This is a genomic window from Bacteroides ihuae (genome assembly GCF_900104585.1).
Taxonomy (GTDB): domain Bacteria; phylum Bacteroidota; class Bacteroidia; order Bacteroidales; family Bacteroidaceae; genus Bacteroides; species Bacteroides ihuae.
Genome location: NZ_FNVX01000006.1, coordinates 171,315 through 196,498, shown reverse-complemented (window position 1 = coordinate 196,498; position 25,184 = coordinate 171,315). Strand labels below are relative to the sequence as shown.

Sequence of the window (25,184 nt, the reverse complement as noted above, 5' to 3'; positions counted from 1 at the left end):
AAAGGATGGTGTGATCTTGGTTAAGCTAAAAAAAATAGAGGTACTTGATCTTAATTCGGGTAATGTTGGCGCTCCCCATTTAGAACTGGCTTCTGCAACTTATTATGTAGATGGGAAAAAAATGACCTCCAAAGAATTTAAGGAATTGAACCTTAAGAATAGTCAGATAACTACCGTGAACGTGAAAAAGAACCAATCGGGAGGAAATGTTATTGAGGTAACAACCAAACCGGCCGTGGAATAACTCTTCTATAGCATAGCGCTTAAAGATTAGGCTAATAGTATTGGCTAATAAATATTTAGTTCGGACTCATTGATATGGTCCGGACTATTTTTTCTATATTTGTTTTGTTAATGCATCTATACTCAACTCATGAAAAATACGTTTCTGATTTTACTGCTTATTTCTACTTCTTCTTTTTTGCCGGCACAAGGAGTGGAGGGCTATCAATCGTTAGATAAAGAAAACCCCATCTACTTTGGTGGTAGCTATCTCATTTACAAAGGAAAGAAAATAGAACTAGATGAAAATAACTTTTTTGTAGATGGGCAACTTTCGGATGCGGAAGTGCTGAATTACCCGTTTGTGTTTAACTCAATAAATGAGGCAATAAAGACGCTAGAAGATGGAACACCAGAGAAGCAGATGACACTTTATTTGGCACCTTATGTGTATTGGGTTGATAATCCAGATGATTTGGGCGTACGTAAACCACTGACAGGAGATACTCCTTATGGGGTGGAAGTAACATGTAACTGGTTGAAAATATTTGGACTAACTGATCAACCACAGAATGTGGTATTAGCAAGTAACCGCGGGCAGACACAAGGTGCGGTGGGTAATTTTACCATGTTCCATTTTATTGGTGATGGCTTGTGTGTGGAGAATTTAACGATGGGGAATTATTGTAATGTAGACCTTAACTTTCCACTGCTCTCGAAGTTGAATCGTAAGAAGCGTGCAGCGGCTATTGTACAGGCCCAATTGGCTATCTGTGAGGGTGATAAGATTGTGGCACGCAACTCTCGATTTATTAGCCGGCTGAACTCTTGTCCGTTAGTGGGTGGCAGACGGGTGTTGTTCCATCAATGTTATTTTGAATGTACAGATGATGCATTGTGCGGCACGGGAGTGTTTTTGGATTGTAGATTGACCTTGCTTAGCTCGAAACCTTTTTATAGTACCCAAGGTACGGGAGCTGTTTTTCTGAATTGTGACTTTGATGTGCAGACGAAACAAAAACAGTATCTGACAAAGGTGGGTAGTCCGGTGGCAATAGTAGATAGCCGCTTTTTTACTTCCGACCCACTTCATGTGGCTTGGACGCAAGACCCTACAGATGATTTACGTAGCTATCAATATAATGTGTCACTTAATGGTAAGCCTCTTCTTATTAGTGCTGACAAACCCTGGCTGACTGTGGATATGAAGGGTAAGCAGTTGCTAAATGCTTATCGAATAGTCTATAAAGGAAAAGTTGTTTATAATACATATAATCTCCTTCGTGGAGATGATGAATGGGATCCTATGGGAGTGAAGCATGCGGTGCTAGCTGCTTCAAAATTGATCAATAGAGATTTGTCTAAGATTCCTACGATGCTACGGATTTCTCCTCGGAATTTTGAAATAGAATCGGGAGTGTCGAGGGTGAAACTGAATGCTGAGGTGAAGCGATTTAGCTCTTTGATGCACAAAAATGAAGATATTTCATGGTCCCTATCACCAGAATCTCGTTCGTTCGTTAAACTAATCGAGCTGAAAGATACTTCATGCGAGGTGATCGGGACAAATGAAAATGATGAAACAAAGAAGGTCGTTGTAGTTGCTTCTACGCTATCGGGATTGGAATCAGCTAGTGTGCTCACTGTATCCCCTCGTTATTTGATGGCTCCTGAATTTATTACTCTGCCCAAGATTGTGATGAAGGAAAAAGGTTTGTTGTATGTAGACTATACGCTTTCGATTGGAGATCGTGCAGATGAGTCACTTGTAACTTGGTATCGATGTAAAGATGCTAAGGGGACTGGGGCAGTGCCCGTGTCGGTATCACGCCTCAATAAACCGCAACGTGTTTATAATTTATCGCTAGCAGATGCGGGATATTATATAATGGTAACTGTTTCGCCTAAACATTTGCGTTGCCATGCGGGTAAGGAAGAAAAGGCTATAACTTCCGTTCCTATATTGGAAGAAGCGATGCTGGAGAAGTCTTATTATACTGATTTTCAAAATTTCCCAGTAACATATCAACCAGATATACTTCCAGGCTTCTGGAAAATCGATGCCTATAAGCCACTTGATACACAAGAATATAAGTGGGAACCGAATGCTATAAACGCTTGGAAGTATGGTAGAGGTGTGGATGGGGCAAAAGGCACTGGATTATTGCAGGCAACGAAGGGAGCCCGATTGCTTTATACTCCTGCTCGACGAGAATGCAATGATATGTCTGTCGTTTTGAATGTGGATCCTTGTAAGACAGCTGGACAAGGTTTCGGTAGCGCTACCGGACAATACATGGATATTTATATAAAATTTGACTCAAAAACTCTCTCAGGTTATGCCTTGCGGATTATCCGTACAACGAAGTTTGATAAAGCGGTAGATTTTGTGTTAATGAAATATGATAAAGGAATAGCTGTCCCTATAAGTGATTCGGTATCATCTACTTGTTTTCGTACGAACTGCACCATTATGCTTAGTGTAGTGAATAATTTGATGAAAGTTCATGTTGAGACGTCGGCCAACTCAATAGAATTGTCTCATTCAGGCTTAAAGCCGCAGGTTGATCTACAAGCAAATATAGTCTCAAATGTTTTTGGGGGGACAGGTGTACTGAATACTGGTTCTGTCGGAGGAAGTGCTATAATGCTACATTGGATAAAGATAGAATGGAAAGATTAACTTTTGGACTTTTACTCATTATTATTTACGAATACTGTCTTGAAGATGGAAGTTTAAACTTCAACGTGTTGAAATAGTGAATTAAGCACGCTGAAATAGTGAATTCAATACCCCCCTCTTAGGAGGCTTGTGAGGGGTGCTCTGAAATCTAAACATTTGGAGACTCACTAATCTGATTAGAAGTGAAAAAACTATTTTGGTTATAGGTTTAGACTAGTGAACTTTGTTATAATATGAATAGATGGAGAGCGAAAAATAGTGGTGAGGTTTTAGTTACTCAAAAGATCTTTCAAGAAATTGTCCAACTCTTCATCTAATCCTTCTAGTAGTTGACTGTTTACTAAAACTGTATCATCATCAATAAGAAGCAATTCGGCTAAAGTCTCTTTATCTTCATCTACTAAAACAAAAGAGTAGGGGCTTAGAATTGTCAAATTTTCAAAGGTTCCGGCATCTCTCATTTTGCAGAGTAGTGTGCGCAACACTCTCTCTGTGTGCTCATTGAAATCATTACTTTCGTAAGTCATCCATTCGTCAACAGTAATGCAGGCTAATTCCTCATCTTCATCATCGAAGATAATTAACTCGCCGGAATTTTGATTCGGCTGGAAGTGGATATCTGTCACGATGGTTTGATCGCAGTTGCATGTATACTTACTTACTGCTTTTTGGATAGCCGATTCAATTAAAGATTGCGATTGTTGACTAAGTTTCATAAGATTTTCTCATTTATTCTGAATCAAAGGTATAAAAAAAACAAATACTTGTGCATCATTTGCCTAAAAATCATCATTAAATCGGCCCATTTGAACGCTTAACTTAGGTAAGTTGCTAATTCTTTCTTGTAATTCGCCTACATAAAGGCTGATGAAGTAGTAATTAGGCATACGGTCCAGGTTCAGTTTATCTTTTAGCTTGTTATCTACTTTCTCTACTTTTCGAGCAATTTTTTGCGCTTTTAATGCCCATCTTTCAGATTCTTCGATGCTGTCTTTCATTTCATAATATAGAGCGATGTTGAGCGCAGAACGCATTTGTTGTTTCTCGTTTTTTGATTGATACGCTTTCTCCCACAAGGGTAGAGCTTTCTCCCATGATTTCTCACGTACATATATGGCAGCGTCACGCATCTCTATTGAGCCACTACTGTAAATGAAACGATTCGCTGTCTTCCAATAAGGAGCAAGATATTTAACTGGGATTGTTCCGGCAAAATCAGATGATTCTTTTATTAGCTCTTTATCACTAATCATGCGGTTAAGTACATAGGCTTCAGTTCTCCCTGTCTCTTCCCAATAGATGCTATCATTGGTGTTGATGGTCACCATGGGGCCTTTGCGTGAAGGGAGATAAACCTTTATCGTTGGATAGACTTTTGCATCTGTTGTACCTTGAAATATTCCCAATTCAGGTATGAAATTAATGGCTCTAACTGCTTTTAGTTGTATGTTCTCAAGTGAGATAATTACATCAACATCTAGGTTTTCCGCCAACTTTTGTACTTCTTCTTTGCTAAGGGTGGCTTCACGTGGCAAGATATCTTTCGCTCGTAAAGCAGAGTCACAAATAACCACTTCGTCAAAATAGTTGGCTTTGGATAATGTCTTGGCTAAGGATTCTGTTGTGACAGAAGGGGTCCCATTATCATAAGTAACTGCACGTTTTAGCTCATTTTCTTTCGGAAGAGTGCTTTTTTTAGATTCGATAATTATCTTATTATCGTAGTTAGGACTTACATTGTTCACGATTGCCACTCGCTTTAATGTTGAGGGGAAGCTGATATCAGCAGGAACCATATAGTCTATTGACAATTGTTCTATCGTCTGGCAAGAGCCTAAAACTAGAATAAGCGTCAGGATAAATAGATAGGAATATTTTGCCATAGTTCTGTTTTCTTTATCTTAATTGACAAAAATACTATTTTTATGATAACTCCAATGTTAAAAGGAATGAATCTTTCTATAAAAAAACCTCAGACACGTTTGTGCTGAGGTTCTCTTGGGATAATGTTCTTATTTACTCGTTGCGTCCGTGGCAATTTTTGTATTTTTTGCCGCTTCCACAAGGGCAAGGATCATTCCGACCAACAGTTTTTTCTGCACGTACAGGCTCGCGCTTTACTTCGCGAGTGTCTTGCTGGGCAGCAGCTTGTTGGTTAGGATCAGATAAATCGCGTTTTTCTTCGCGATATTTGCTCATGTCTTGTCGTTGTTCTGGTGTAGCTTGGCGCAATTGTTCTGGTTCCTGAACAGGAATTTGCCCTCTCATCAGAATCGAAATTGTCTGGTTGTTAATCTTGTTGACCATTGTGTCAAACAAAGTTACCGATTCTAGTTTGTAGATTAACAATGGATCTTTTTGCTCATAGCTAGCATTCTGAACAGAATGTTTCAATTCATCAAGTTCGCGTAAGTTCTCCTTCCAAGCATCATCGATAACATGGAGTAAAACTGATTTTTCGAAAGCGTTAACAACTTCTTTACATTCACTTTCATAGGCTTTTTTCAGGTTGCACGAGATGTTATACATTCTTGCTCCATCGGTAACTGGAATCAATATGTTTTCGTACATATGTCCCTGATTCTCATATACTTGCTTAATGACAGGGAAAGCTATCTGGGCTAAACGTTCTGCTTTGCGCTTGAAGTTTGCCATGGCAATATCAAATGTCTTGTTGGCAAGTTCCTCTTTTTTCGCATTGCGGAATTCATCTTCAGTGAAAGGCGTTTCCATAGCTAATGTTTGGAGTAGCTCCATCTGACAGCCTTCATAATCTCCGCTTTCAATGGCAGCTGCGCAACGGTCCCAAATCATATTAACGATATCCATACCGATGCGTTCGCCAATCAATGCATGGCGACGCTTAGTGTATACAACGGTACGCTGCTTATTCATAACATCGTCATACTCTAGTAAGCGTTTACGTATACCAAAGTTATTTTCTTCTACCTTTTTCTGTGCACGTTCAATAGAATTAGAGATCATTTTATGTTCAATCATTTCTCCTTCTTGGAAACCAAGTCTATCCATCACGCTGGCAATGCGGTCGGAAGAGAAAAGACGCATCAAATCATCTTCTAATGAAATAAAGAATACGGACGATCCTGGATCTCCCTGACGACCGGCACGACCACGCAACTGGCGGTCGACACGACGAGATTCGTGGCGCTCTGTACCAATGATAGCTAAACCACCTGCTGCCTTTACTTCAGTGCTGAGCTTGATGTCTGTACCACGACCAGCCATGTTAGTCGCAATGGTTACAATTCCTTTTAGACCGGCTTTGGCCACAATATCGGCTTCTTTCTGATGTAGCTTGGCATTCAGTACATTGTGCTCAACCTTACGCATGGTAAGCATTTTGCTGAGCATCTCAGAAATCTCAACTGATGTGGTACCCACTAATACCGGGCGACCGGCAGCGACTAATTGTTCTATCTCTTCAATTACAGCTTTATACTTTTCGCGTTTAGTTTTGTATACGCGGTCATTCATGTCGATACGAGAGATAGCTCGATTCGTTGGAATAACGACAACATCTAATTTATAGATGTCCCAGAGTTCACCTGCTTCAGTCTCAGCAGTACCCGTCATACCAGATAATTTGTGATACATACGGAAGTAGTTCTGCAGTGTGATAGTGGCAAACGTTTGAGTGGCAGCCTCTACCTTTACCCGTTCTTTGGCTTCAATTGCTTGATGCAAACCGTCTGAGTAACGACGTCCTTCCATAATACGACCTGTCTGTTCATCTACAATTTTCACCTGTCCGTCAATCACAACGTACTCATCGTCCTTCTCAAACATCGTATACGCTTTCAGCAATTGGTTAATTGTATGTACACGCTCTGACTTGATGGCATAATTCGTCATGATAGCATCTTTCTTCTCCAGCTTTTGTTCTTCGGTTAGATCGGTTTCGTTTTCCAAGGCCGAAAGCTCTGATGTAATGTCAGGTAGAACAAAAAGAGTGTGATCTTCTGAATTTCCAGTGATAACATCAATGCCTTTATCAGTAAGGTCTACGCTATTAAGCTTTTCATCAATAACAAAGTACAGTGGATCAGTAGCCTCATGCATACGTTTGTTATTTTGTTCCATGTAGGTCTCTTCCGTTTTTAGCATTCCGGCTTTGATTCCTTGTTCGCTAGAATATTTGATGAGTGCCTTGTTTTTGGGGAGTGCCTTGTGACTACGGAATAATGCAAGATAGCCTTCTTCTTGTTCTTTCTTATCGCTCGAACCAATCAGTCTTTTGGCATCTGCAAGGTATTTGGTTGCAAGTGCTTTCTGAATCTCAACTAGTTTCTCCACCAATGGACGAAGAGATTCAAATAGTTGATCTTCTCCTTTAGGTATAGGACCCGAAATGATGAGTGGCGTACGTGCGTCATCAATCAATACGGAGTCAACTTCATCGACAATGCTATAGTTGTGAGAACGCTGTACAAGGTCCTTAGGGCTGATAGCCATATTATCGCGAAGGTAATCAAACCCAAATTCATTATTGGTTCCAAAAGTGATGTCGGCAAGATAAGCTTGGCGACGGGCATCTGAATTAGGTTGGTGCTTGTCTATGCAGTCTACGCTTAATCCATGAAATTGATAAAGCGGTCCCATCCATTCAGAGTCGCGTTTAGATAGGTAATCATTAACTGTTATCAAGTGCACCCCATTACCGGTGAGAGCATTTAAAAAGACTGGCAAGGTAGCAACAAGAGTTTTACCTTCACCTGTAGCCATTTCAGCTATCTTTCCTTTGTGTAGCACAACACCACCAAATAGCTGAACATCGTAGTGTATCATATTCCATGTTACTTCCGTTCCCCCGGCTATCCAATGGTTTTGATAGATGGCTTTTTCACCTTCTATGCGTACAAAATCTTTTGTTGCAGCTAGTTTACGGTCAAAGTCATTTGCCGTAACAACAATTTCTTCATTTTCAGTGAAACGCTTAGCTGTTTCTTTTACAATAGAGAATGCAACAGGTAGAACTTCATCTAGTGCCTTCTCATATATCTCAATAATATCTTTTTCGACCTTGTCTATTTGAATAAAATGCTCTTCACGAAACTCTAACTCTAGAGTCTCTGTCTCAGCTTTTAAACTTTCTACTTTTGCTCGTTCGTTACTGGCCGACTCGTATATATATGTTTTGAGTTCTTCCGTTTTGGCACGCAGAGCATCATTGTCTAATTGCGCAACTTCTGGATAGGCAGCTTTAATCTTATCTACCCATGGCTGAATATCTTTCATGTCTCGCGAAGATTTATTGCCAATAAGTTTGCTTAAAAATTCATTAAATCCCATTCTATTTATATATTGTTTATTATTTACTAAGGAAATTAGTGTGCGCAAAGTTACACTAAAATGCTGATTTATTGTACTTTGCTACTCGTTTTTTAGGAGTGTTCTTTACCTGATGTCGGTAAAAGGGCTTGCGCTACAGGCGTTGGGTGCCCGTATTCTCATGATATGTGATAGGGTGGGAGCAATATGATCTATAGTCGTTGGTAGATTAATCATTTCGGGCTTTACAGAAGCACCCAAGAAGATAAGTGGAGCCGGAATATCTGCTGTACGGACAACCCTGCTTTCGGAAGGATGTTCTTGTACAATCGTCCAGCCGGGAAGCACATCTATTAGTAAGTCTCCTGAACGTTTACGATTGAATGAATTCCTTATTTTATGAATATCAGGAGTCCATGCACCAAGCAACAAGCGATGTGAAGAATAAACCTCATTGACTCCACTAAATTGCATGAGGAAATCGGCTGCTTTTTCTTGAACATCCGAGAGATTAAGTAATTTCTTCTCAATCAGTTTATGATTTAGGTAAATCTGTTGATTGTAGAATGACTCAACATATTGTCCTTCGCCATAAGTTGCCATCAAAAACATATTAAGAAGAGCAGAGCAGCGATTTAAATAAAATTCTCCTCCTGGAATTTTATATTTGTTCAAATCGGGGGCTTCAGGTTCGGTATATCCAGTTGACGTAATGAATAAGAGAACATTTTGCAAACCGATTTTTCGATCAAGCATGTCAAGTAAGTTGGCTATACTTCTGTCAAGTCTCACATAAGTGTCTTGCATCTCTATAGCACATTCTTGAGTGCTTTTGTGGTCATAGTTTCCAGCATAATAGGTGAGCGATAATAAATCTGTAATATCGTCTCTTCCAATAGTGCTAGCATTAAAGAATTCTTCGGCTAGAGTATTTACCTCATCATTAATGAATGGGCTGGCAATTAGTTTTCTATATTTATTTTTTTTTGCGTCGTCAAAACTGTATTTAAAAGTCTCTTTTGGCCATTCAGTGGTAAGATACTTATAATTATCGATCGGAAGTGCCGGAGTCCAAGTGATGTTTGCTATTCGAAAATCAAGTGCTTTTCTATCATTATATTGGCTTACCCACCAAGGGAAATCGTTATAATAGGTCGTTCCTGCCCATTTGCCTGTATTCTCGTTAAGCCAAAATGCTCCATTGCCAGCGTGGCCTGCTGCAAAAATGGCAGTTTCTCGAAAAGGGGAAATGGCATAAACTAAAGCCTTTCCTTGTGTTGCTATCTTTAATTCATCAGAAACTGTTGAGGTAAGCAGTTGGGAAGGTGAGGTGTTTTCATCCGTATAGTTGCCCATATAAGCAAGGTCATCCACACTGCTCTTAGGCCGTAAAGTGGATATATCGAGCCAATTGTCAGCAATAACACCATTTACTGATGGAGTAGTACCCGTATATATTGCTGCAACTGCAGATGAACGGTCGGGAGCGATAAACGGAAACTCAGCATTACGAAAAACCCTTCCTTCTTTCCATAATCGCTTGAATCCCTTGTCACCATATAATGTAGAAAAGGCTTCTAAATAATCAGTACGCAACTGGTCTATAGTTAGGCCAACTATTAGTTTTGGAGTCGGTGGCCCTGACTGAGCTTGCAGCCCAGTAAATGTTAAGACGGTGATGATGGAGGTTATAAGTCCTTTCATTTATGTTTTTTGTAAGCTAAAATAGAGTTGCTTCCAGAACGTACTAGCAAACTTAGGGCCAAAGGTAATACAGCTAAATCAAATCTCTGAGGTATTACTGCCCAAAGCAGTATAAAAAGTGTTAAAACAGCAAGATTTAATAAATGGTACCAACTTTTACGCTTCATTTTCACGATTCTTAGTATAAATGGTAAGCACAAAAGATGAAATGGATGGAAGATAAATAGTAAATAATTAGGGCTGACAGTGGGGTGTTCTGAAAAACATGCCAAAAAGGCAATAATGCACCCGGTAATACCTGCTGAAAGAAAAAGAATAAAATCCAGGGGGCGAGAACTTTTCCTTTTCTTAAGGTCATAGATGGTAGTTCCCACTACTATAATAAATAAAAGCAAAGATGCTTGTAGCGGGGTCGGGAAAAAGGACTGTTCATCGTTTGTTTGCTCAACATGCCTGGGGAGTAAGTCCTTAGTTGCGGCCACTAATGCTTTTTTTTCGCCTTTTGAATTCACGATGATAGCTGCAGCAAAACTTTTATGTAGATAATCAGGAGCAAACATTTTTTGGCGATAATTGATTGGCTCGTCTGCCTTGCTACCTAAGCAAAGGTCAATACCAAAACGCTCCCAAGGGTGATTTAATGTGTATTCGTGAATGATATCTCGGAAAGATTGTGTTCTCTCGGAAGCCTCTTTGTATTCTATTTTGCCATTGACGCAATCCTCTATCTTGTCGCGTGGACGTGTGGCGCAATTGTCGAAAAAGAAATTGTACCTATATATACGGTTTTCTGGTCGATAATTTTCTTGTAAAAGAAAAAATAGTTTTTCTTTTTCTTCTTGTGATAAGTTTAATATCTGCTGGCTTACTTCTCGGTCATAATACTCATATTCTGAAATGAAATTATGATATTCTGTTGCTCCTAATTGATAATCTGTTTCTCCTCTTACAAATCTCCAGATAAAGTTAGAAGTCTTAAAACTGAACATTCCGTAGTTAAAAACAACATCAATACCTTTAGTCTTGTCCTCGTAACGAATAGCAGTGTGCCCGAATAATGAGTATATCTCACTCCCGGGAGAACAGGTAAGTAGGCTAATTTGCGTTGAATCAATAGAAGAAGCTAATGCAGATATAGGTAAAAGCAGTATGCTAAGAAATAGTATAATTAGTGTTTTTTTCATTATAGTGTCACTGTATTAAGTTGCAAAAATACTTTTATTTACTAATTATCTATCTTTTAGCTAGCGCTTTTTTTCTTTGAAGCGTAATTGTTATGTTTTTTTTGAGTTACTTTGCAAACCCAAACAATTATTGATGTGGATCTAATTATTGATATAGGAAATACGAATGCTAAATTGGCACTTTTTGAAGGAGACTCAATGTTACATGTCTTTTTTGATTCTAACAAGTCGTTGAGTCGTCTTGAAGAAATAATTGCTGAATATCCGATTAAAAGAGGGATTATTGCAACGGTTATCAATCTTAATGAGATCATTTTGGAACGTTTATCAAAGCTTTCTATACCTTTACTCTGGCTTAATGATAAAACGCCTCTTCCAATAATTAATCTATATGAAACGCCGGAAACTTTGGGTTATGATCGTATTGCGGCTGTGGTGGCTGCTAATTACGAATATCCAGGGAAAGACATACTTGTTATTGATGCCGGTACAGCTTTGACATACGAGTTTATTGATTCGAAAGGACAGTATCATGGAGGCAACATTTCTCTTGGTGTGCAAATGCGTTTTAAAGCATTGAACTTGTTTACAGAAAAATTACCTTTAGTTCAATCAGTTGGAAGGATGTTGCCAATGGGAAAAGATACAGATACAGCCATTCGTTCTGGGGTTTTGAAAGGTGTTGAATATGAAATTTCTGGATATATTAATGCCTTGAAATATAAATATCCAGAACTTTTGGTTTTTTTAACGGGTGGAGATGACTTTTCTTTTGATACGCCGATAAAAAGTATCATCTTTGCAGACAGATATCTAGTCTTGAAAGGATTGAATAGAATATTAAACTATAGCAATGGTAGGATGTAAACACCTTTTTCTTGTTCTTTTATTGATGTTATTGGCGGTATCGGCAATGGCTCAAAACAAGACAAATCCTCCTTATACACGATATGGTTATGCCCAATTATCCGATTAGACTTTAGGTATATAGAATAGATACTTTTCCTGTGAATGATTATAAAGTTGATCTAGGTATGCAATACATGTATAAAGTTGATTAATGCTAGTAATAACAATGAATATAAACTAAAATAATGATAATGATGAAAATTAAAACGCTTGTAGCTGTGTTGTTTCTTTCAGCAGGTGCAACGAGTGCTTTAGCACAATCTACTGACAGTCTTTGTAATGTTAATAGTAGTATTTCTCATGAAGCTGTGAAGGCTGGGAACTTTAAAGATGCTTACTTACCCTGGAAAGCGGTAATGAAGGATTGTCCTCTTTTACGTTACTATACCTATTCAGACGGATTTGATATTCTTAAGCATTTTTTGACCACGATGAAAGGTAAGCCTGAGTATAATCAATATTTTGATGAATTGATGGCTACATACGATCAATTAATGAAGTATACTCCTGAACTTCAGGCTAATATACGTGGCGTACGTTCTGTCGAAAAAACATTGGCTTTTAAAGCAATTGATTACATGCAGTTTGCGCCCAAACCAGACGTTAATCTGGCCTATGATTGGTTTAACCAGTCAGTTAATGCAGAGAAATCTGAATCTTTGGGAGCTATACTTTTCTATTTTTTAGATTCTTCATTAAAAAAATTGCAATTAAATCCTGATCATAAGGAACAGTTTATTCAGGATTATCTGAACGATTCCCAGTGGGTAGATGATGCTATTGCTGCTGCAACAAAAGAGAGCGTAAAGAAGGATTATCAGTCGGTTAAGGATAATCTTATAGCTCTTTTCATTAATAGTGGTACTGCTAGTTGTGAATCCTTACAGGAAATTTATGCTGCTAAGATTGAAGCAAATAAAACTAATCTGGCCTATTTAAAGAAGGTACTTGATATCATGAAGATGATGAAATGTACTGAACAGGAAGCTTATTTTAAAGCATCATTTTACTCTTATAAAATAGAACCGACAGCTGATGCTGCCGCTGGTTGTGCGTATATGTCTTTTAAGAAAGGAGATATTGATGACGCCGTAAAATTCTTCGATCAAGCTATTCAATTGGAGTCAGGTAATAATAAAAAAGCGGAATTATCTTATGCAGCAGCAACTGTTTTAGCTTCTGTAAAAAGGCTCTCCCCAGCAAGAAGTTATGCACAGAAAGCCATCTCCTTCAACGAAAATTATGGTGCACCTTATATTTTGATAGCTAATTTGTATGCAACCAGCCCTAATTGGAACGACGAACCAGCTTTAAATAAGTGTACTTATTATGTAATACTTGACAAGTTGCAAAGAGCGAAGGCTGTTGATCCTAGCTGTACTGCTGATGCCGATAAATTGATTGCAACTTATCGACGCTATACTCCTGCTTCTAATGAACTTTTCATGTTAGGACATAAGCAAGGAGATAGAATTACTATTGGAGGTTGGATTAACGAAACGACTACTATACGATGATGATAGGATATGTGGCAAAAAGAGAATAGAAGTTTATTTCATTATTATATGAGCAGCACAACAATTGTATTTCATACAATTGTTGTGCTGCTCATATTTTCTTCCTGTTCGGGAAAACAAAAACAGTTAGGTGAAGCTATAACTGAACGTGACTCGTTACCTATGATGAAAACCTTAGGAGTGACTACGTTGATATCTGATTCGGGTGTGACAAGGTATCGCGTAAAAACCGAAGAATGGCTTATTTTTGATAAAAAGAAACCTTCTTATTGGGCTTTTGAAAAAGGCGTTTATTTAGAAAAATTTGATTCATTACTTCATGTTGATGCTAGCATAAAAGCTGATACTGCATATTATTATGATAAGCAGAAATTATGGAAACTGATGGGGCATGTTGTTGTTAAAAACTTGCAAGGAAATAAATTTAATACAGAACTGCTATATTGGAATCAAGCTACCGAAAAGGTTTATTCGGACAAATTTATTCGAATAGAACAGCCAGATAAGGTTATTTTGGGACATGGGTTTGACTCTAACCAACAAATGACTATTTACACAATACATAACATTGAAGGCGTGTTTTATATGGAAGATAATAACTTAGAAGTAAAAAAGGACACTCTGAAGAAGTAACAATGAATGCAGTAATCTTTTTATTACTAACGATGGCTCTTTCGGCATTCTTTTCGGGAATGGAAATAGCTTTTGTTTCTGTCGACAAACTTCGGTTTGAGATGAATAGAGGTAATGGACTTGTATCTAAAATTTTCTCAATATTTTTCAAACAACCAAATAATTTTATCTCGACTATGCTAGTGGGTAATAATATTGCTCTAGTTGTTTATGGGATATTGATGGCGCAACTGATTGATCAGTATGTTTTAGCTGGATTGATCGAAAATCATTTTCTTCTACTTTTTATTCAAACGCTTATTTCTACTCTTATTATCTTGCTTACTGGTGAGTTTTTGCCTAAAACTCTATTTAAGATAAACCCTAACTTGATGCTCCAGGTTTTTGCACTTCCCTTATTTATTTTTTATATAATTTTTTATCCTATCTCGTATTTTTGTTCTGGACTGTCTTATTTGTTCCTAAGAATCTTTGGAATTAAAATCAATAAAGAAGCATCAGAAAAAGCTTTCGGGAAGGTAGACCTGGATTACTTTATTCAGTCTGGAATTAGCAATGCGACAAGTCAGTCTGATTTGGATACAGAAGTTAAAATATTCCAGAATGCTCTAGATTTTTCAAACGTCAAGATACGCGATTGTATAGTACCTCGCACTGAAGTTGTTGCTGTCGATTTAAAAACAACACTCGAAGATCTCAAGAACTGTTTTGTAGAGTCTGGAATATCTAAAGTGATAGTGTATGATGGTAATATTGATAACGTAGTTGGCTATATTCATTCTTCGGAGATGTTTCGTAATCCTCAAAATTGGCTTGAAGGGATAAAAGATGTGCCAATTGTTCCTGAAACAATGGCGGCTCATAAACTAATGAAATTGTTTATGCTTCAAAAGAAGACGATTGCGGTGGTGGTGGATGAATTTGGTGGTACTGCTGGTATTGTTTCTTTAGAAGATCTTGTGGAAGAAATATTTGGTGACATAGAGGATGAGCATGATAATACCTCTTATGTGTGCAAGAAAGTTAGTGATAATGAATATGTTTTGTCGGGTCGTCTTGAAATAGAAAAAGTAAATGAACTCTTTGAACTTACTCTGCCTGAATCAGATGATTATATGACCATAGGCGGATTGATTTTGAACTATTATCAAAGTTTCCCTAAGCTTCATGAGCAGATTTCAATAGATAGGTATCAATTTAAAATTATCAAGATGACTGCGACAAAAATAGAACTTGTTCGATTGAAAGTAAGGGAATAACATCTCTTACCTGTAATTTTTTAGCTAATAGCTGGTGCATATTAGCATTTTTTGTATCTTCGTGCGCTAATATAGCTACTGAATAAAATAATAGTAAACATAAATCATATTAATTAAAATGGCAACATTACAAAGCATCAGAACCAAGGGACCTTTATTAGTTATCGTTATTGGTTTGGCGTTGTTCGCTTTCATAGCGGGAGACGCATGGAAAGTTCTCCAGCCTCATCAGTCACGTGATGCCGGCGAAGTGAATGGTGAGGGACTTTCTGCACAAGACTATCAAACGTTGGTAGAAGAATATACTGAAGTGGTAAAGTTCTCTAGTGGGATGAAATCATTGGACGATGAACAAACAAATCAAATAAAGGATGAAGTTTGGCGTAGCTATGTTAATAATAAATTAATTGAGAATGAAGCTAAAAAATTAGGATTAACTGTTTCTAAAGCAGAAATTCAAGCTATAATTGATGCTGGTGTGAATCCAATACTTCAACAAACGCCATTTCGTAATCCTCAGACTGGTGCTTTTGATAAAGATATGCTGAAAAAATTCTTGGTTGATTATTCAAAGATGGATAAAACCAAAGTTTCGTCTCAATATGTTGAATATTACGAATCAATGAGTAAATTCTGGTCTTTTGTAGAAAAGAGCCTTATTCAGAGTCGTTTAGCGGAAAAATATCAAGCATTGGTTACTAAAGCTATTTTTTCTAATCCTGTAGATGCTCAAGCTGCTTTTAATGCAAGAGTAAATCAAATGGACTTGTTGCTTGCTGCTGTACCTTACTCTTCAATTGCAGATACTGCGGTTGTTGTTACCGATTCGGACCTTAAAACTCTTTATGATAAGAAAAAAGAGCAATTTAAACAATATGTTGAATCTCGTAATGTGAAATATATAGATGTGCAAGTAACTGCTAGTCCTGAAGATAAGGCTGCTATTCAGAAAGAAATTTCTGATTATACAGCACAATTATCAAATACAACTGCTGACTATACTTCGTTTATTCGTTCTACTGGTTCGGAACGTCCATTTACTGATTTATCCTATACGAAGGCTTCTTTGCCTGCTGATGTAGTGTCACGATTGGATTCTGCTACTATGGGAGTTGTGTATGGTCCTTATTATAATGTGGCAGATAATACAATAAATTCTTTTAAACTTTTGTCAAAGGAAGCTGCAGCAGACTCTATAGAATTCCGTCAGATTCAGATCGTTGCTGCTGATGCTGCTAAAACTAAATCGTTGGCTGATAGTGTTTATACTGCTGTTAAAGCTGGAGCTGATTTCGCCCAACTAGCTCGGAAATATGGGCAAAATGGGACCTCTAACTGGATCTCTTCTGCCAATTATGAGAACGGACAAATTGATGGAGATAATCTCAAATTTATCAAGGCTATTACTAACGCAGGTGTCAATGAATTCGTTAACTTGCCTATAGGACAGGCTAATGTTATCCTTCAAGTTACAAATAAGAAAGGTGTTCAAGATAAGTATAAAGTTGCTGTAATAAAGAAGACTGTTGAATTTAGCAAAGAAACATATAATAAGGCTTATAATAATTTCAGTCAGTTTATTGCTACTAATACGACTTTAGACAAAATAACAGCTAATGCAGAGAAGGAGGGTTATAAACTTTTGGAGAGAAATGACCTGTATAGTTCAGAGCACGGTCTTGGTGGCATTAAAGGAACTAAGGAGGCTCTGAAATGGGCCTTCTCAGCTAAGCAAGGCGATGTTTCAAAATTATATGAATGTGGAGAAAGCGATAGAATGCTAGTTGTAGCACTTACTGGAATAACAGAAGAAGGCTACCGTTCATTAGCTCAGGTTAAAGATCAATTAAAGAGCGAGATTATCAAAGATAAGAAAGCTGAAAAGATCATGGCTAATATGAAAGCTGCTAATGCTACTTCTATTGCTCAATATAAATCAATGCCTAATGTTGTGGCTGACTCAGTGAAGCATGTCACTTTTGCTGCACCTGCTTATGTAGCCGCTCTTCGTAGTAGTGAACCGTTGGTTGGCGCTTATGCTTCTGTTGCGGAACTTAATAAATTGAGTGCTCCTATTAAGGGAAGTGCCGGCGTCTTTGTTTTGCAAGTTTTTGCCAAAGAAAAATTGAATGAAACATTTGATGCTAAAGTTGAAGAAGCAACCCAACAATCGATGTATCAACGTCTTGCAAGTCGATTTATTAATGATCTTTATTTGAAAGCAGATGTTAAAGATAAAAGATATTTATTCTTTTAAAGATACTGTATTTCGTTTCTGAACATATAGGCAGGATGATTCTTTCATCCTGCCTATTTTTTGTTCGCCCAGCATGGGCGATAACTTTAGGGTGTAAGTCCCGAACGCACCTTGATAGTGGGAAGCGTTAGCCTAAGACAAGGGTGTCTACCGTGAGGTGGAATCTGAAGGAAGTCGTCGGCAAATTCTCGGTCTGACGAACAGAAACCGAATATAAGGCATCTTTATGTGGACGAATCTGCAACACAAGATAAAGTCCTAAACTATCCGAAACATACAGGTGTAAATTCGGCAGATATATGAGATGATAGTTATCGCTCTTAACTGGGGAGATCTTTACCATACGCACTGACCGAGTGATAGAGTTTCACTCCTTTGCAACCCGTACAGTGATGTTCGACTGAGGGTAAAGAAGTCAGCAGATACCATAGTACCTGATTTTCAGGGAAGGGTTGAATATTAAACGATTCCCTAAAGCCTCGTTTAGATTGTATGCGCTCAAAACAGCCAACCTTACCAAACGTAAGGGCTACCATAGGATGGATAGGATGGAATCCGACGAGTAATATGGAGCGTTCAGCATCAATCTGCAACCGCATATAAAGGAAATCAATCGAGACAAGTAAGTAGAAAAAAAAATGCTGAAGGAAATACTAAGTAGGAACAATATGCTTCAAGCCTATAGCCGGGTGTCCTCCAATAAGGGTGCGGCTGGTATAGATGGTATGGAGGTGAACCAACTTCACGACCATATGAAGGATCATTGGCTTTCAATCCGTAATCAGATTGAAACGGATACTTATATTCCCCAAGCAACAAGAAAGGTAGAGATACCTAAGCCGAATGGCGGTACCCGCATGCTGGGTATTCCCACCGTAACTGACCGTCTGATTCAACAATCAATAGCCCAAGTTCTAAGTTTGCATTATGACAGCGAATTTAGTGAGAACAGCTATGGCTTTCGTCCCGGTCGCTCTGCTCATCAAGCGGTTGTTAAGGCTCAAAGTTATTTGAATGAAGGATATACCTATGTCGTCGAACTTGATTTAGAGAAATTCTTCGACAAGGTTAACCATGACAAACTAATGACCCTTTTGAGTTATCGCCTCTCGGATAAAGTCCTTTTAAAACTAATTCGTCGCTATCTGCGAACGGGTATTTTGGAGAATGGCTTATGTCATCCCCGTGAAGAGGGGACTCCGCAAGGAAGCCCATTGAGTCCGATATTATCGAACTTGCTACTTGATGAACTGGACAAAGAACTTGAAACGGCGTGGACTTCGTTACGTTAGATACGCAGACGATGTAAGCATCTACGTTCGTAGTAAACGTTCCTCCGAGCGAGTTCTCAATAGTGTAAGAACATACATTGAGAACAAGTTGCTATTGAAAGTGAATAAAGAGAAAAGCCAAGTAAGTCGCCCCGGTAAAAGTAAACTACTGGGCTTCACGTTTGGCAAACGGAAAGACGAGTGGTCTGTTTATGTCTCTCCCAAATCTAAACAACGTATAAAAGAGAAGATAAAATCTGTCACCAACAGGCGTAAAAGTATGAATCTGCAAGTTCGCTTACAAAAGTTATCTCAAATAACGATTGGTTGGTGCAGCTACTACAAACTTGCTGATTGTAAGTCTTTTCTGCTCAGCTTGGACGAATGGACACGTTTCCGCATACGCATGTGCATTTGGAAAGCGTGGAAAACTCCTAATAAACGTATACGTGAATTGGTAAAGTTAGGGATGGATAAATGGAAGGCTTATCGCAACGGTAACACTCGTAAGGGTTATTGCCGTATAGCTCACTCGGGCATCTTAAACCATACACTTACAAATGCAGAACTCGAACGGCTTGGTTTTCAGCCACTGCTTACATACTACAAGTCTCGTCATGTTTAATAAACCGCCACGTGCCGAACGGCATGCGTGGTGGTGTGAGAGGTCGGAAAATGAAATAGGAGGAAAACTATTTCATTTTCCTCCTACTCGATTATGTTGTGCATGGCATTCCGAGATGGTATCGGTCCTCTATTTCCTCGCAGAAGGAAGCATAATTATGTTTTCTGCTTTGAATGCTTTATAATTGATTTTTATTCTCTACTTTTGCATTAATAAACATTGATATATTTTAATATGAACAAATACTCTCTCTTTGGTTTAACCTTGACTGAGTTGCAGGCCTTAGTTAAAAATCTTGGCATGCCTGGATTTACCGCAAAGCAGATTGCTTCTTGGTTATATGATAAGCAGATTACTTCGATTGATGAAATGACTAACTTATCTCTTAAGCAGCGAGAGTTGCTTAAAGAAGAATATGAATTAGGAATCTCGGCACCTGTGGATGCAATAAAATCAATTGATGGCACTATAAAATATTTGTATAAGATAAATCCGAATTACTTTGTTGAGTCGGTATATATTCCTGATGATGATCGAGGTACTCTTTGTGTCTCTTCTCAAGTAGGATGTAAGATGAGTTGTAAGTTTTGCATGACAGGAAAACAAGGCTTCTCGGCTAATTTATCAGCAAATCAGATACTTAACCAAATCCGTTCGTTACCAGAACGTGATCAATTAACGAACATTGTTTTCATGGGGATGGGTGAACCACTCAATAACTTTGATGAAGTATTGAAAACTTTAGAAGTTTTGACCGCTTCATATGGTTATGGATGGAGTCCAAAAAGAATTACTGTTTCTACAGTAGGAGTTCGCAAATCATTTAAAAGATTTATCGAAGAAAGTGACTGCCATCTGGCTATCAGCATTCATTCCCCTTTCCCTTCTCAGAGAGCTAGCTTAATGCCTGCAGAGAAAGCTTATTCTATTACTGAAATGACTGACTTACTCAGAAATTATGATTTCAGTAAGCAACGTCGGTTATCGTTTGAGTATATAGTTTTTAAGGATGTCAACGATTCTCTAATCTATGCAAAGGAGTTGCTTAAAATACTGAGAGGGATTGACTGTAGAGTTAATCTCATTCGTTTTCATGCTATTCCTGGGGTAGATCTTACTGGTTCAGAGATGGAAACGATGGTCACTTTTCGTGATTATCTGACTTCTCATGGCTTATTTTCAACCATAAGAGCTTCTAGAGGAGAAGATATTTTTGCTGCATGTGGCATGCTTTCCACACTAAAACAGGACTCATTAAAAGAAGATTAACATTATTTGTTAGGCTATTATAATTATATTTTACGGGATTTCCGTAGTTTTGTGAAACGTTGTAAATCTATGAATATGGGAAAGTCTTTGTTATATTTAGGTGTGCTTCTTGCAGCACTCTGCTTTTTTTCTTGTGGTGGTAAAAAAGGTGTTTTCACTCCAACATCAAGTGGGCGTCCGTATGAACTTCTGGTTGTTGTTGACCATAATTTATGGGAGCGCCCTGCTGGCAGATCTTTGTATCATGTTTTAGATACAGATGTACCCGGGTTACCTCAGTCTGAACGCTCTTTTAAAATTATGTATACTTCTCCTGATAATTATGATACAACATTAAAATTAATACGTAACATCATTATTGTTGATATTCAAAAAGATGTTTATACTCAGGCTAAGTTTAAATATTCTAAAGACGTATATGCTTCTCCTCAGATTATTTTGACTATTCAGGCGCCCAATGAAGAGGCGTTTGAGAAATTTGTAAATGATAATAAGGAGGTAATTGTTGATTTCTTTACACGTGCTGAAATGAATAGACAAATTGCCGCTTTGGAGAAAAAACATAATGATTATATTGCGACAAAGGTTGCTAGCCTGTTTGATTGTAGTATCTGGCTACCAGCTGAGTTAGCCGGTTCTAAAGAAGGAAAGAACTTTTTTTGGGCCTCTACTAATACAGCGACGGCTGATCAAAACTTCGTGATTTATTCTTATCCATATACCGATAAAACAACTTTTACAAAAGAATATTTCATCCATAAACGTGATTCCGTTATGAAAGTAAATATTCCGGGGTCAAAAGAGGGAATGTATATGATGACCGATTCTTCGATGGTGTCGGTTAGAGCTATTGGGATACATGGTGATTATACGCAAGAAGTTCGTGGACTGTGGCGAGTTAAGAATGATTTTATGGGAGGACCATTTGTTTCTCATGTACGCTTAGATAAAGCCAATCAGCGAATAATAGTGGCGGAAATCTTTATTTATTCCCCTGATAAGCTCAAACGAAATTTGGTACGCTTGTTGGAAGCATCGCTTTATACCTTGAAATTGCCTGACGAAAAGAAGCAAGGAGAAATTCCTCTTGATGTATCTAAGAAATAATAATGCTTATAATTAATTGACTAAAATGGAAGATGATAAAATAAAGATAGGAATCACTCAGGGTGACATTAATGGGATTGGTTATGAAGTGATATTAAAGACATTTGCAGATCCTGTGATGTTAGAATTGTGCACTCCTATCATTTATGGCTCCCCTAAAGTAGCGTCATATCACCGTAAAGCACTTGATCTAACGGTCAGTTTTAGTATTGTAAATTCGGCTTCGGAAGCTGGGCATAATAAGTTGAGTGTGGTTAATTGCTCTGATGATGAAGTGAAAGTAGAGTTCTCAAAGCCTGATCAAGAAGCAGGAAAAGCTGCTCTAAGTGCTTTAGAAAAGGCCATAGAGGAATATAAAAAAGGGTTGATTGACGTAATTGTTACTGCACCAATAAATAAACATACTATTCAATCCGAGAGCTTTTCTTTCCCTGGACACACGGAATATATTGAGGAAAAATTAGGAAATGGAGAAAAGTCTTTAATGATCTTGATGAAAGATGATTTTCGTGTAGCTTTAGTAACCGGACACATTCCGGTTAGCCAAATAGCAGCGACAATTACTAAAGAACTTATCAAGGAGAAACTGATGATTTTCAATCGTTCTTTGAAACAGGATTTTAGTATCGGCAGCCCTCGTATAGCCGTCCTCTCTCTAAACCCTCATGCCGGAGACGACGGTTTGCTAGGTAAAGAGGAGCAGGAGATTATTTCTCCGGCTTTACAAGAGATGGTTGCCCAAGGCATTATTTGTTATGGACCTTACGCGGCGGATGGATTTATGGGCTCAGGAAATTATACTCATTTTGACGGTATATTAGCCATGTATCATGATCAAGGATTGGCTCCTTTTAAGGCACTTGCCATGGACGAGGGGGTTAATTATACGGCTGGATTGCCAGTAATCCGTACGTCTCCAGCTCATGGGACGGCTTATGATATAGCAGGTCAAGGAGTAGCCAGTGAAGATTCTTTCCGTCAAGCAGTGTACGTGGCGATTGATGTTTTTCGTAATCGAAAGAGAGATAAAGCAGCTCGTGTAAATCCTCTGAGGAAGCAGTACTACGAAAAAAGAGACGACAGTGATAAACTCAAGCTGGATACCATTGATGATATTTGATTGCTTTTTGATATTCTGAGAGCATAAGATTTTCTTCTCTACACTTGGGACATGCGGGTATATCCGTTAAAGAAATGGCCTAAATGTGAGTATACTAATTCAGTATACACACGTTTAGGCCATTTTGTTTAATATATAGTATGCAGATTGTTACATCAAAGTGTGGCTAGTATGCCTAGTTTTGAAGTATATCTCTGTTACTCCCGAATTTTCTCCATTAGCGTTTGGACAAATCATCATACAGTTTTTGTAAGAAAGCTTTTCCTTTAATTAAGTTTTTCCCTGGCATTTTTCCCGTATCAGTTATTGCTTTCCCCGATTCACAATTGAACACCATTTCGTTCTCTGGAGTAAGCATCCCAAATGCATTTGGAAAAGCAAAATAGGCAAAATGAGGAGAAGCGGAGTTTAGGATGTTTTTACTGAAAGAAAACTCCTTGTGTGGCAAATCTACTTGGTTTAGCAAAGTTGCTGCGATATCCATTTGTGATGCATAAGCCTCTATGTGCATTGCTGATTTGACGGCACCTCCGATAATAATCAGTGGTATCTTATACCTATTCACTGAGAAATCACTAAGATCATCAGGGTATCTTCTGGCATGGTCAGGTACAAGAATTACAATACTATTGTTCCACCATTCTGTTTGTTTGAATTGCTCAATGAAGCTACCCAAGCAGCTGTCAGCATAAGCTACTGAGTTGAGGTATGGATGAGATAATCGATGAAATGGGACATCGTAAGGCTCGTGGCTGCTCGATGTCTGCAAAATCTTCATGAAAGGTTCTTGCTGTTTTCCTCTTAAATCGGAAATCATACGGTTAAAGACAATATGGTCATGTGCTCCCCATTTGCTGAGTCGGTCTTTCAATGGAAAATCTTTATCAGAAATAATGTTACTAATACCCATTGAAATGAGGTATGAACGCATATTAGTGAAGTCAGCATCTCCACCATAATAATATTGTAGATTATATCCTGCTTCTTTTAATGATTTAGGAATAGAAGGAAGAGATTGGGTTTTGCGTGGATATTTCATGATGCTAGTCGTGGGCTGTGCCGGATATCCGCTTAAAATGGAAACGAGTCCACGATCTGTTCTGAAACTGTTTGCATAGAAATGAGTGAATAAGATGCCTTCAGAGCCAAATTTATCCATATTCACAGCAACATTGGGCAAACCTCCTAATGATTCCATGGTTTTAGACATAAAACTTTCGAGTACTACAAAAATGATATTGGGACGTTTTTTTGTGAAAAGTTCTGGGATACTATCTGTTATTGGTTTATCTGTCAACTGAGCGAATTCAGCATTAGCTTTCTTCTCGTCCATAAAGCGATACTGCTCTTTAAAGTTTGTTTCACGGCTGATAGATTCCATGAGGTTGAATAGAGGATTGATAGCAGCATGGTTTAGTAGCATTTTGTTGCTAAAATAGGCTGTGCTTATGTTCATTGTCGAAACGGTGAAGCCTCCGCGAATGGGGATAAAGAGTAGCCCGACCATGATAATCATTACTCCTGAAATAGCAAATCGATGTTTGGGCATTTGAGTATCTTTCTTTTTTTGTATTAAGGTTTTAGTCAGAAGAAAATATACCGCTAAGCAAAGTATGAGTAGGCTAATAGTGAGTAGTATGATAAGTCCAATGCTGGCACTGGCTAGAGCATCTTTAGGAGATGAAAAAAAGTAGAATAGAGGAGTCGAGTCGAGTCTGAATCCCCAGTAACTATATAACGCAAGATCACAGATGAAGACTATTGATAGGAGGAAAGCAACAATAGCATAATACATCTTAAGGATCACTGAAATAGGGTTGGTTGAAACCCAGAATGAAATGATTTGGATGATTGCCGGAATGACAGAGAGATAACCCGCCATTGATAGATCAAGAGGAAGCCCATGGTATATCACATTCAAATAATCACTAAGCTTTGAATCTTGAAATAAATTGTGATAATAGAGCATAAACAAAGGCTTCTGCAGAATAAAAATAGAGACAAAGAGCAAATAAGTTTTTGTAAATATCCAGAGTTGTTTTTTCATGTCTTCAGCGAATTGAGTTTCTTGCTAATTTTCTGCAAAGGTAGTATTCTTTGCCTAATATATCAGCTTTCCTATTGTGCTATTGAAA

18 protein-coding genes are annotated in these 25,184 nt (G+C 38.1%); 11 read left to right on the top strand and 7 right to left on the bottom strand.

What is annotated here, in order from left to right:
• The first annotated feature begins 373 nt into the window (after positions 1-373).
• Positions 374-2,905, top strand: coding sequence for a hypothetical protein (locus BQ5338_RS11660; protein ID WP_071147031.1), 2,532 nt, complete (start codon positions 374-376; stop codon positions 2,903-2,905).
• Positions 2,906-3,174: 269 nt separating this feature from the next.
• On the opposite strand, the gene BQ5338_RS11655 is transcribed toward BQ5338_RS11660, so the two are convergent.
• The 5 genes from BQ5338_RS11655 to lnb all read right to left on the bottom strand — a co-directional run bounded on the left by BQ5338_RS11655 (position 3,175) and on the right by lnb (position 11,082).
• On the bottom strand, positions 3,175-3,621 hold the full coding sequence (locus BQ5338_RS11655) for a hypothetical protein (RefSeq protein ID WP_071147030.1): 447 nt from the start codon (positions 3,619-3,621) through the stop codon (positions 3,175-3,177).
• Between the two features lie 63 nt (positions 3,622-3,684).
• Complete coding sequence (locus BQ5338_RS11650) at positions 3,685-4,788, bottom strand: DUF6340 family protein (RefSeq protein WP_071147029.1); 1,104 nt, start codon at positions 4,786-4,788, stop codon at positions 3,685-3,687.
• Positions 4,789-4,921: 133 nt separating this feature from the next.
• Positions 4,922-8,215, bottom strand: coding sequence for a preprotein translocase subunit SecA (secA, locus tag BQ5338_RS11645; protein ID WP_071147028.1), 3,294 nt, complete (start codon positions 8,213-8,215; stop codon positions 4,922-4,924).
• 105 nt (positions 8,216-8,320) lie between these two features.
• Positions 8,321-9,898, bottom strand: coding sequence for an alkaline phosphatase family protein (locus BQ5338_RS11640; RefSeq protein WP_071147027.1), 1,578 nt, complete (start codon positions 9,896-9,898; stop codon positions 8,321-8,323).
• Entirely contained in the window at positions 9,895-11,082 is a 1,188-nt protein-coding gene (gene lnb, locus BQ5338_RS11635) for a lipoprotein N-acyltransferase Lnb (RefSeq protein ID WP_071147026.1), read from the bottom strand. The genes BQ5338_RS11640 and lnb overlap by 4 nt, the downstream gene beginning before the upstream one ends.
• Before the next feature lie 135 nt (positions 11,083-11,217).
• Here lnb and BQ5338_RS11630 point away from each other — a divergent pair, with 135 nt between their 5' ends.
• The 5 genes from BQ5338_RS11630 (at position 11,218) to BQ5338_RS11610 (ending at position 17,657) form a co-directional block, all read left to right on the top strand.
• On the top strand, positions 11,218-11,949 hold the full coding sequence (locus BQ5338_RS11630; protein WP_071147025.1) for a type III pantothenate kinase: 732 nt from the start codon (positions 11,218-11,220) through the stop codon (positions 11,947-11,949).
• Between the two features lie 236 nt (positions 11,950-12,185).
• Positions 12,186-13,508: a tetratricopeptide repeat protein gene (locus BQ5338_RS11625; protein ID WP_071147836.1), complete on the top strand. Its 1,323-nt coding sequence runs from the start codon at positions 12,186-12,188 to the stop codon at positions 13,506-13,508.
• A gap of 48 nt (positions 13,509-13,556) precedes the next feature.
• Positions 13,557-14,141: an LPS export ABC transporter periplasmic protein LptC gene (gene lptC / locus BQ5338_RS11620; protein ID WP_235816425.1), complete on the top strand. Its 585-nt coding sequence runs from the start codon at positions 13,557-13,559 to the stop codon at positions 14,139-14,141.
• 2 nt (positions 14,142-14,143) lie between these two features.
• On the top strand, positions 14,144-15,400 hold the full coding sequence (locus tag BQ5338_RS11615) for a hemolysin family protein (RefSeq protein WP_071147023.1): 1,257 nt from the start codon (positions 14,144-14,146) through the stop codon (positions 15,398-15,400).
• A gap of 118 nt (positions 15,401-15,518) precedes the next feature.
• On the top strand, positions 15,519-17,657 hold the full coding sequence (locus tag BQ5338_RS11610; protein ID WP_071147022.1) for a peptidylprolyl isomerase: 2,139 nt from the start codon (positions 15,519-15,521) through the stop codon (positions 17,655-17,657).
• A gap of 320 nt (positions 17,658-17,977) precedes the next feature.
• Here the strand turns inward: BQ5338_RS11610 and BQ5338_RS16740 are convergent, their stop codons facing one another.
• Positions 17,978-18,256: a hypothetical protein gene (locus BQ5338_RS16740; RefSeq protein ID WP_139265243.1), complete on the bottom strand. Its 279-nt coding sequence runs from the start codon at positions 18,254-18,256 to the stop codon at positions 17,978-17,980.
• 39 nt (positions 18,257-18,295) lie between these two features.
• On the opposite strand from BQ5338_RS16740, the gene BQ5338_RS17055 reads away from it, so the two are divergent.
• The 5 genes from BQ5338_RS17055 (at position 18,296) to pdxA (ending at position 23,049) form a co-directional block, all read left to right on the top strand.
• Complete coding sequence (locus tag BQ5338_RS17055; RefSeq protein ID WP_235816424.1) at positions 18,296-18,949, top strand: reverse transcriptase domain-containing protein; 654 nt, start codon at positions 18,296-18,298, stop codon at positions 18,947-18,949.
• Positions 18,903-19,553: a group II intron maturase-specific domain-containing protein gene (locus BQ5338_RS17050; RefSeq protein WP_235816423.1), complete on the top strand. Its 651-nt coding sequence runs from the start codon at positions 18,903-18,905 to the stop codon at positions 19,551-19,553. The genes BQ5338_RS17055 and BQ5338_RS17050 overlap by 47 nt, the downstream gene beginning before the upstream one ends.
• Before the next feature lie 234 nt (positions 19,554-19,787).
• On the top strand, positions 19,788-20,822 hold the full coding sequence (gene rlmN / locus BQ5338_RS11600) for a dual-specificity RNA methyltransferase RlmN (RefSeq protein WP_071147021.1): 1,035 nt from the start codon (positions 19,788-19,790) through the stop codon (positions 20,820-20,822).
• Positions 20,823-20,897: 75 nt separating this feature from the next.
• On the top strand, positions 20,898-21,929 hold the full coding sequence (locus BQ5338_RS11595) for a DUF4837 family protein (RefSeq protein ID WP_071147835.1): 1,032 nt from the start codon (positions 20,898-20,900) through the stop codon (positions 21,927-21,929).
• Between the two features lie 25 nt (positions 21,930-21,954).
• Positions 21,955-23,049 (top strand): 4-hydroxythreonine-4-phosphate dehydrogenase PdxA, encoded by a 1,095-nt coding sequence (pdxA, locus tag BQ5338_RS11590; RefSeq protein WP_071147020.1) that lies wholly within the window; start codon positions 21,955-21,957, stop codon positions 23,047-23,049.
• Between the two features lie 217 nt (positions 23,050-23,266).
• Here the strand turns inward: pdxA and BQ5338_RS11585 are convergent, their stop codons facing one another.
• Positions 23,267-25,096 (bottom strand): LTA synthase family protein, encoded by a 1,830-nt coding sequence (locus BQ5338_RS11585; RefSeq protein WP_205409947.1) that lies wholly within the window; start codon positions 25,094-25,096, stop codon positions 23,267-23,269.
• Positions 25,097-25,184 lie beyond the last annotated feature (88 nt).

Excerpts from the sequence above, each read along its gene's own strand:
- BQ5338_RS11615 (WP_071147023.1), top strand. The coding sequence starts at position 14,144 with ATGAATGCAGTAATCTTTTTATTACTAACGATGGCTCTTTCGGCATTC.
- lnb (WP_071147026.1), bottom strand. The coding sequence starts at position 11,082 with ATGAAAAAAACACTAATTATACTATTTCTTAGCATACTGCTTTTACCT.
- BQ5338_RS11650 (WP_071147029.1), bottom strand. The coding sequence starts at position 4,788 with ATGGCAAAATATTCCTATCTATTTATCCTGACGCTTATTCTAGTTTTA.
- BQ5338_RS11640 (WP_071147027.1), bottom strand. The coding sequence starts at position 9,898 with ATGAAAGGACTTATAACCTCCATCATCACCGTCTTAACATTTACTGGG.
- BQ5338_RS17050 (WP_235816423.1), top strand. The coding sequence starts at position 18,903 with ATGAACTGGACAAAGAACTTGAAACGGCGTGGACTTCGTTACGTTAGA.
- lptC (WP_235816425.1), top strand. The coding sequence starts at position 13,557 with ATGAGCAGCACAACAATTGTATTTCATACAATTGTTGTGCTGCTCATA.
- BQ5338_RS11655 (WP_071147030.1), bottom strand. The coding sequence starts at position 3,621 with ATGAAACTTAGTCAACAATCGCAATCTTTAATTGAATCGGCTATCCAA.
- BQ5338_RS11595 (WP_071147835.1), top strand. The coding sequence starts at position 20,898 with ATGGGAAAGTCTTTGTTATATTTAGGTGTGCTTCTTGCAGCACTCTGC.
- secA (WP_071147028.1), bottom strand. The coding sequence starts at position 8,215 with ATGGGATTTAATGAATTTTTAAGCAAACTTATTGGCAATAAATCTTCG.
- BQ5338_RS16740 (WP_139265243.1), bottom strand. The coding sequence starts at position 18,256 with ATGCGGTTGCAGATTGATGCTGAACGCTCCATATTACTCGTCGGATTC.
- pdxA (WP_071147020.1), top strand. The coding sequence starts at position 21,955 with ATGGAAGATGATAAAATAAAGATAGGAATCACTCAGGGTGACATTAAT.
- BQ5338_RS11660 (WP_071147031.1), top strand. The coding sequence starts at position 374 with ATGAAAAATACGTTTCTGATTTTACTGCTTATTTCTACTTCTTCTTTT.
- rlmN (WP_071147021.1), top strand. The coding sequence starts at position 19,788 with ATGAACAAATACTCTCTCTTTGGTTTAACCTTGACTGAGTTGCAGGCC.
- BQ5338_RS17055 (WP_235816424.1), top strand. The coding sequence starts at position 18,296 with ATGCTGAAGGAAATACTAAGTAGGAACAATATGCTTCAAGCCTATAGC.
- BQ5338_RS11610 (WP_071147022.1), top strand. The coding sequence starts at position 15,519 with ATGGCAACATTACAAAGCATCAGAACCAAGGGACCTTTATTAGTTATC.
- BQ5338_RS11585 (WP_205409947.1), bottom strand. The coding sequence starts at position 25,096 with ATGAAAAAACAACTCTGGATATTTACAAAAACTTATTTGCTCTTTGTC.
- BQ5338_RS11625 (WP_071147836.1), top strand. The coding sequence starts at position 12,186 with ATGAAAATTAAAACGCTTGTAGCTGTGTTGTTTCTTTCAGCAGGTGCA.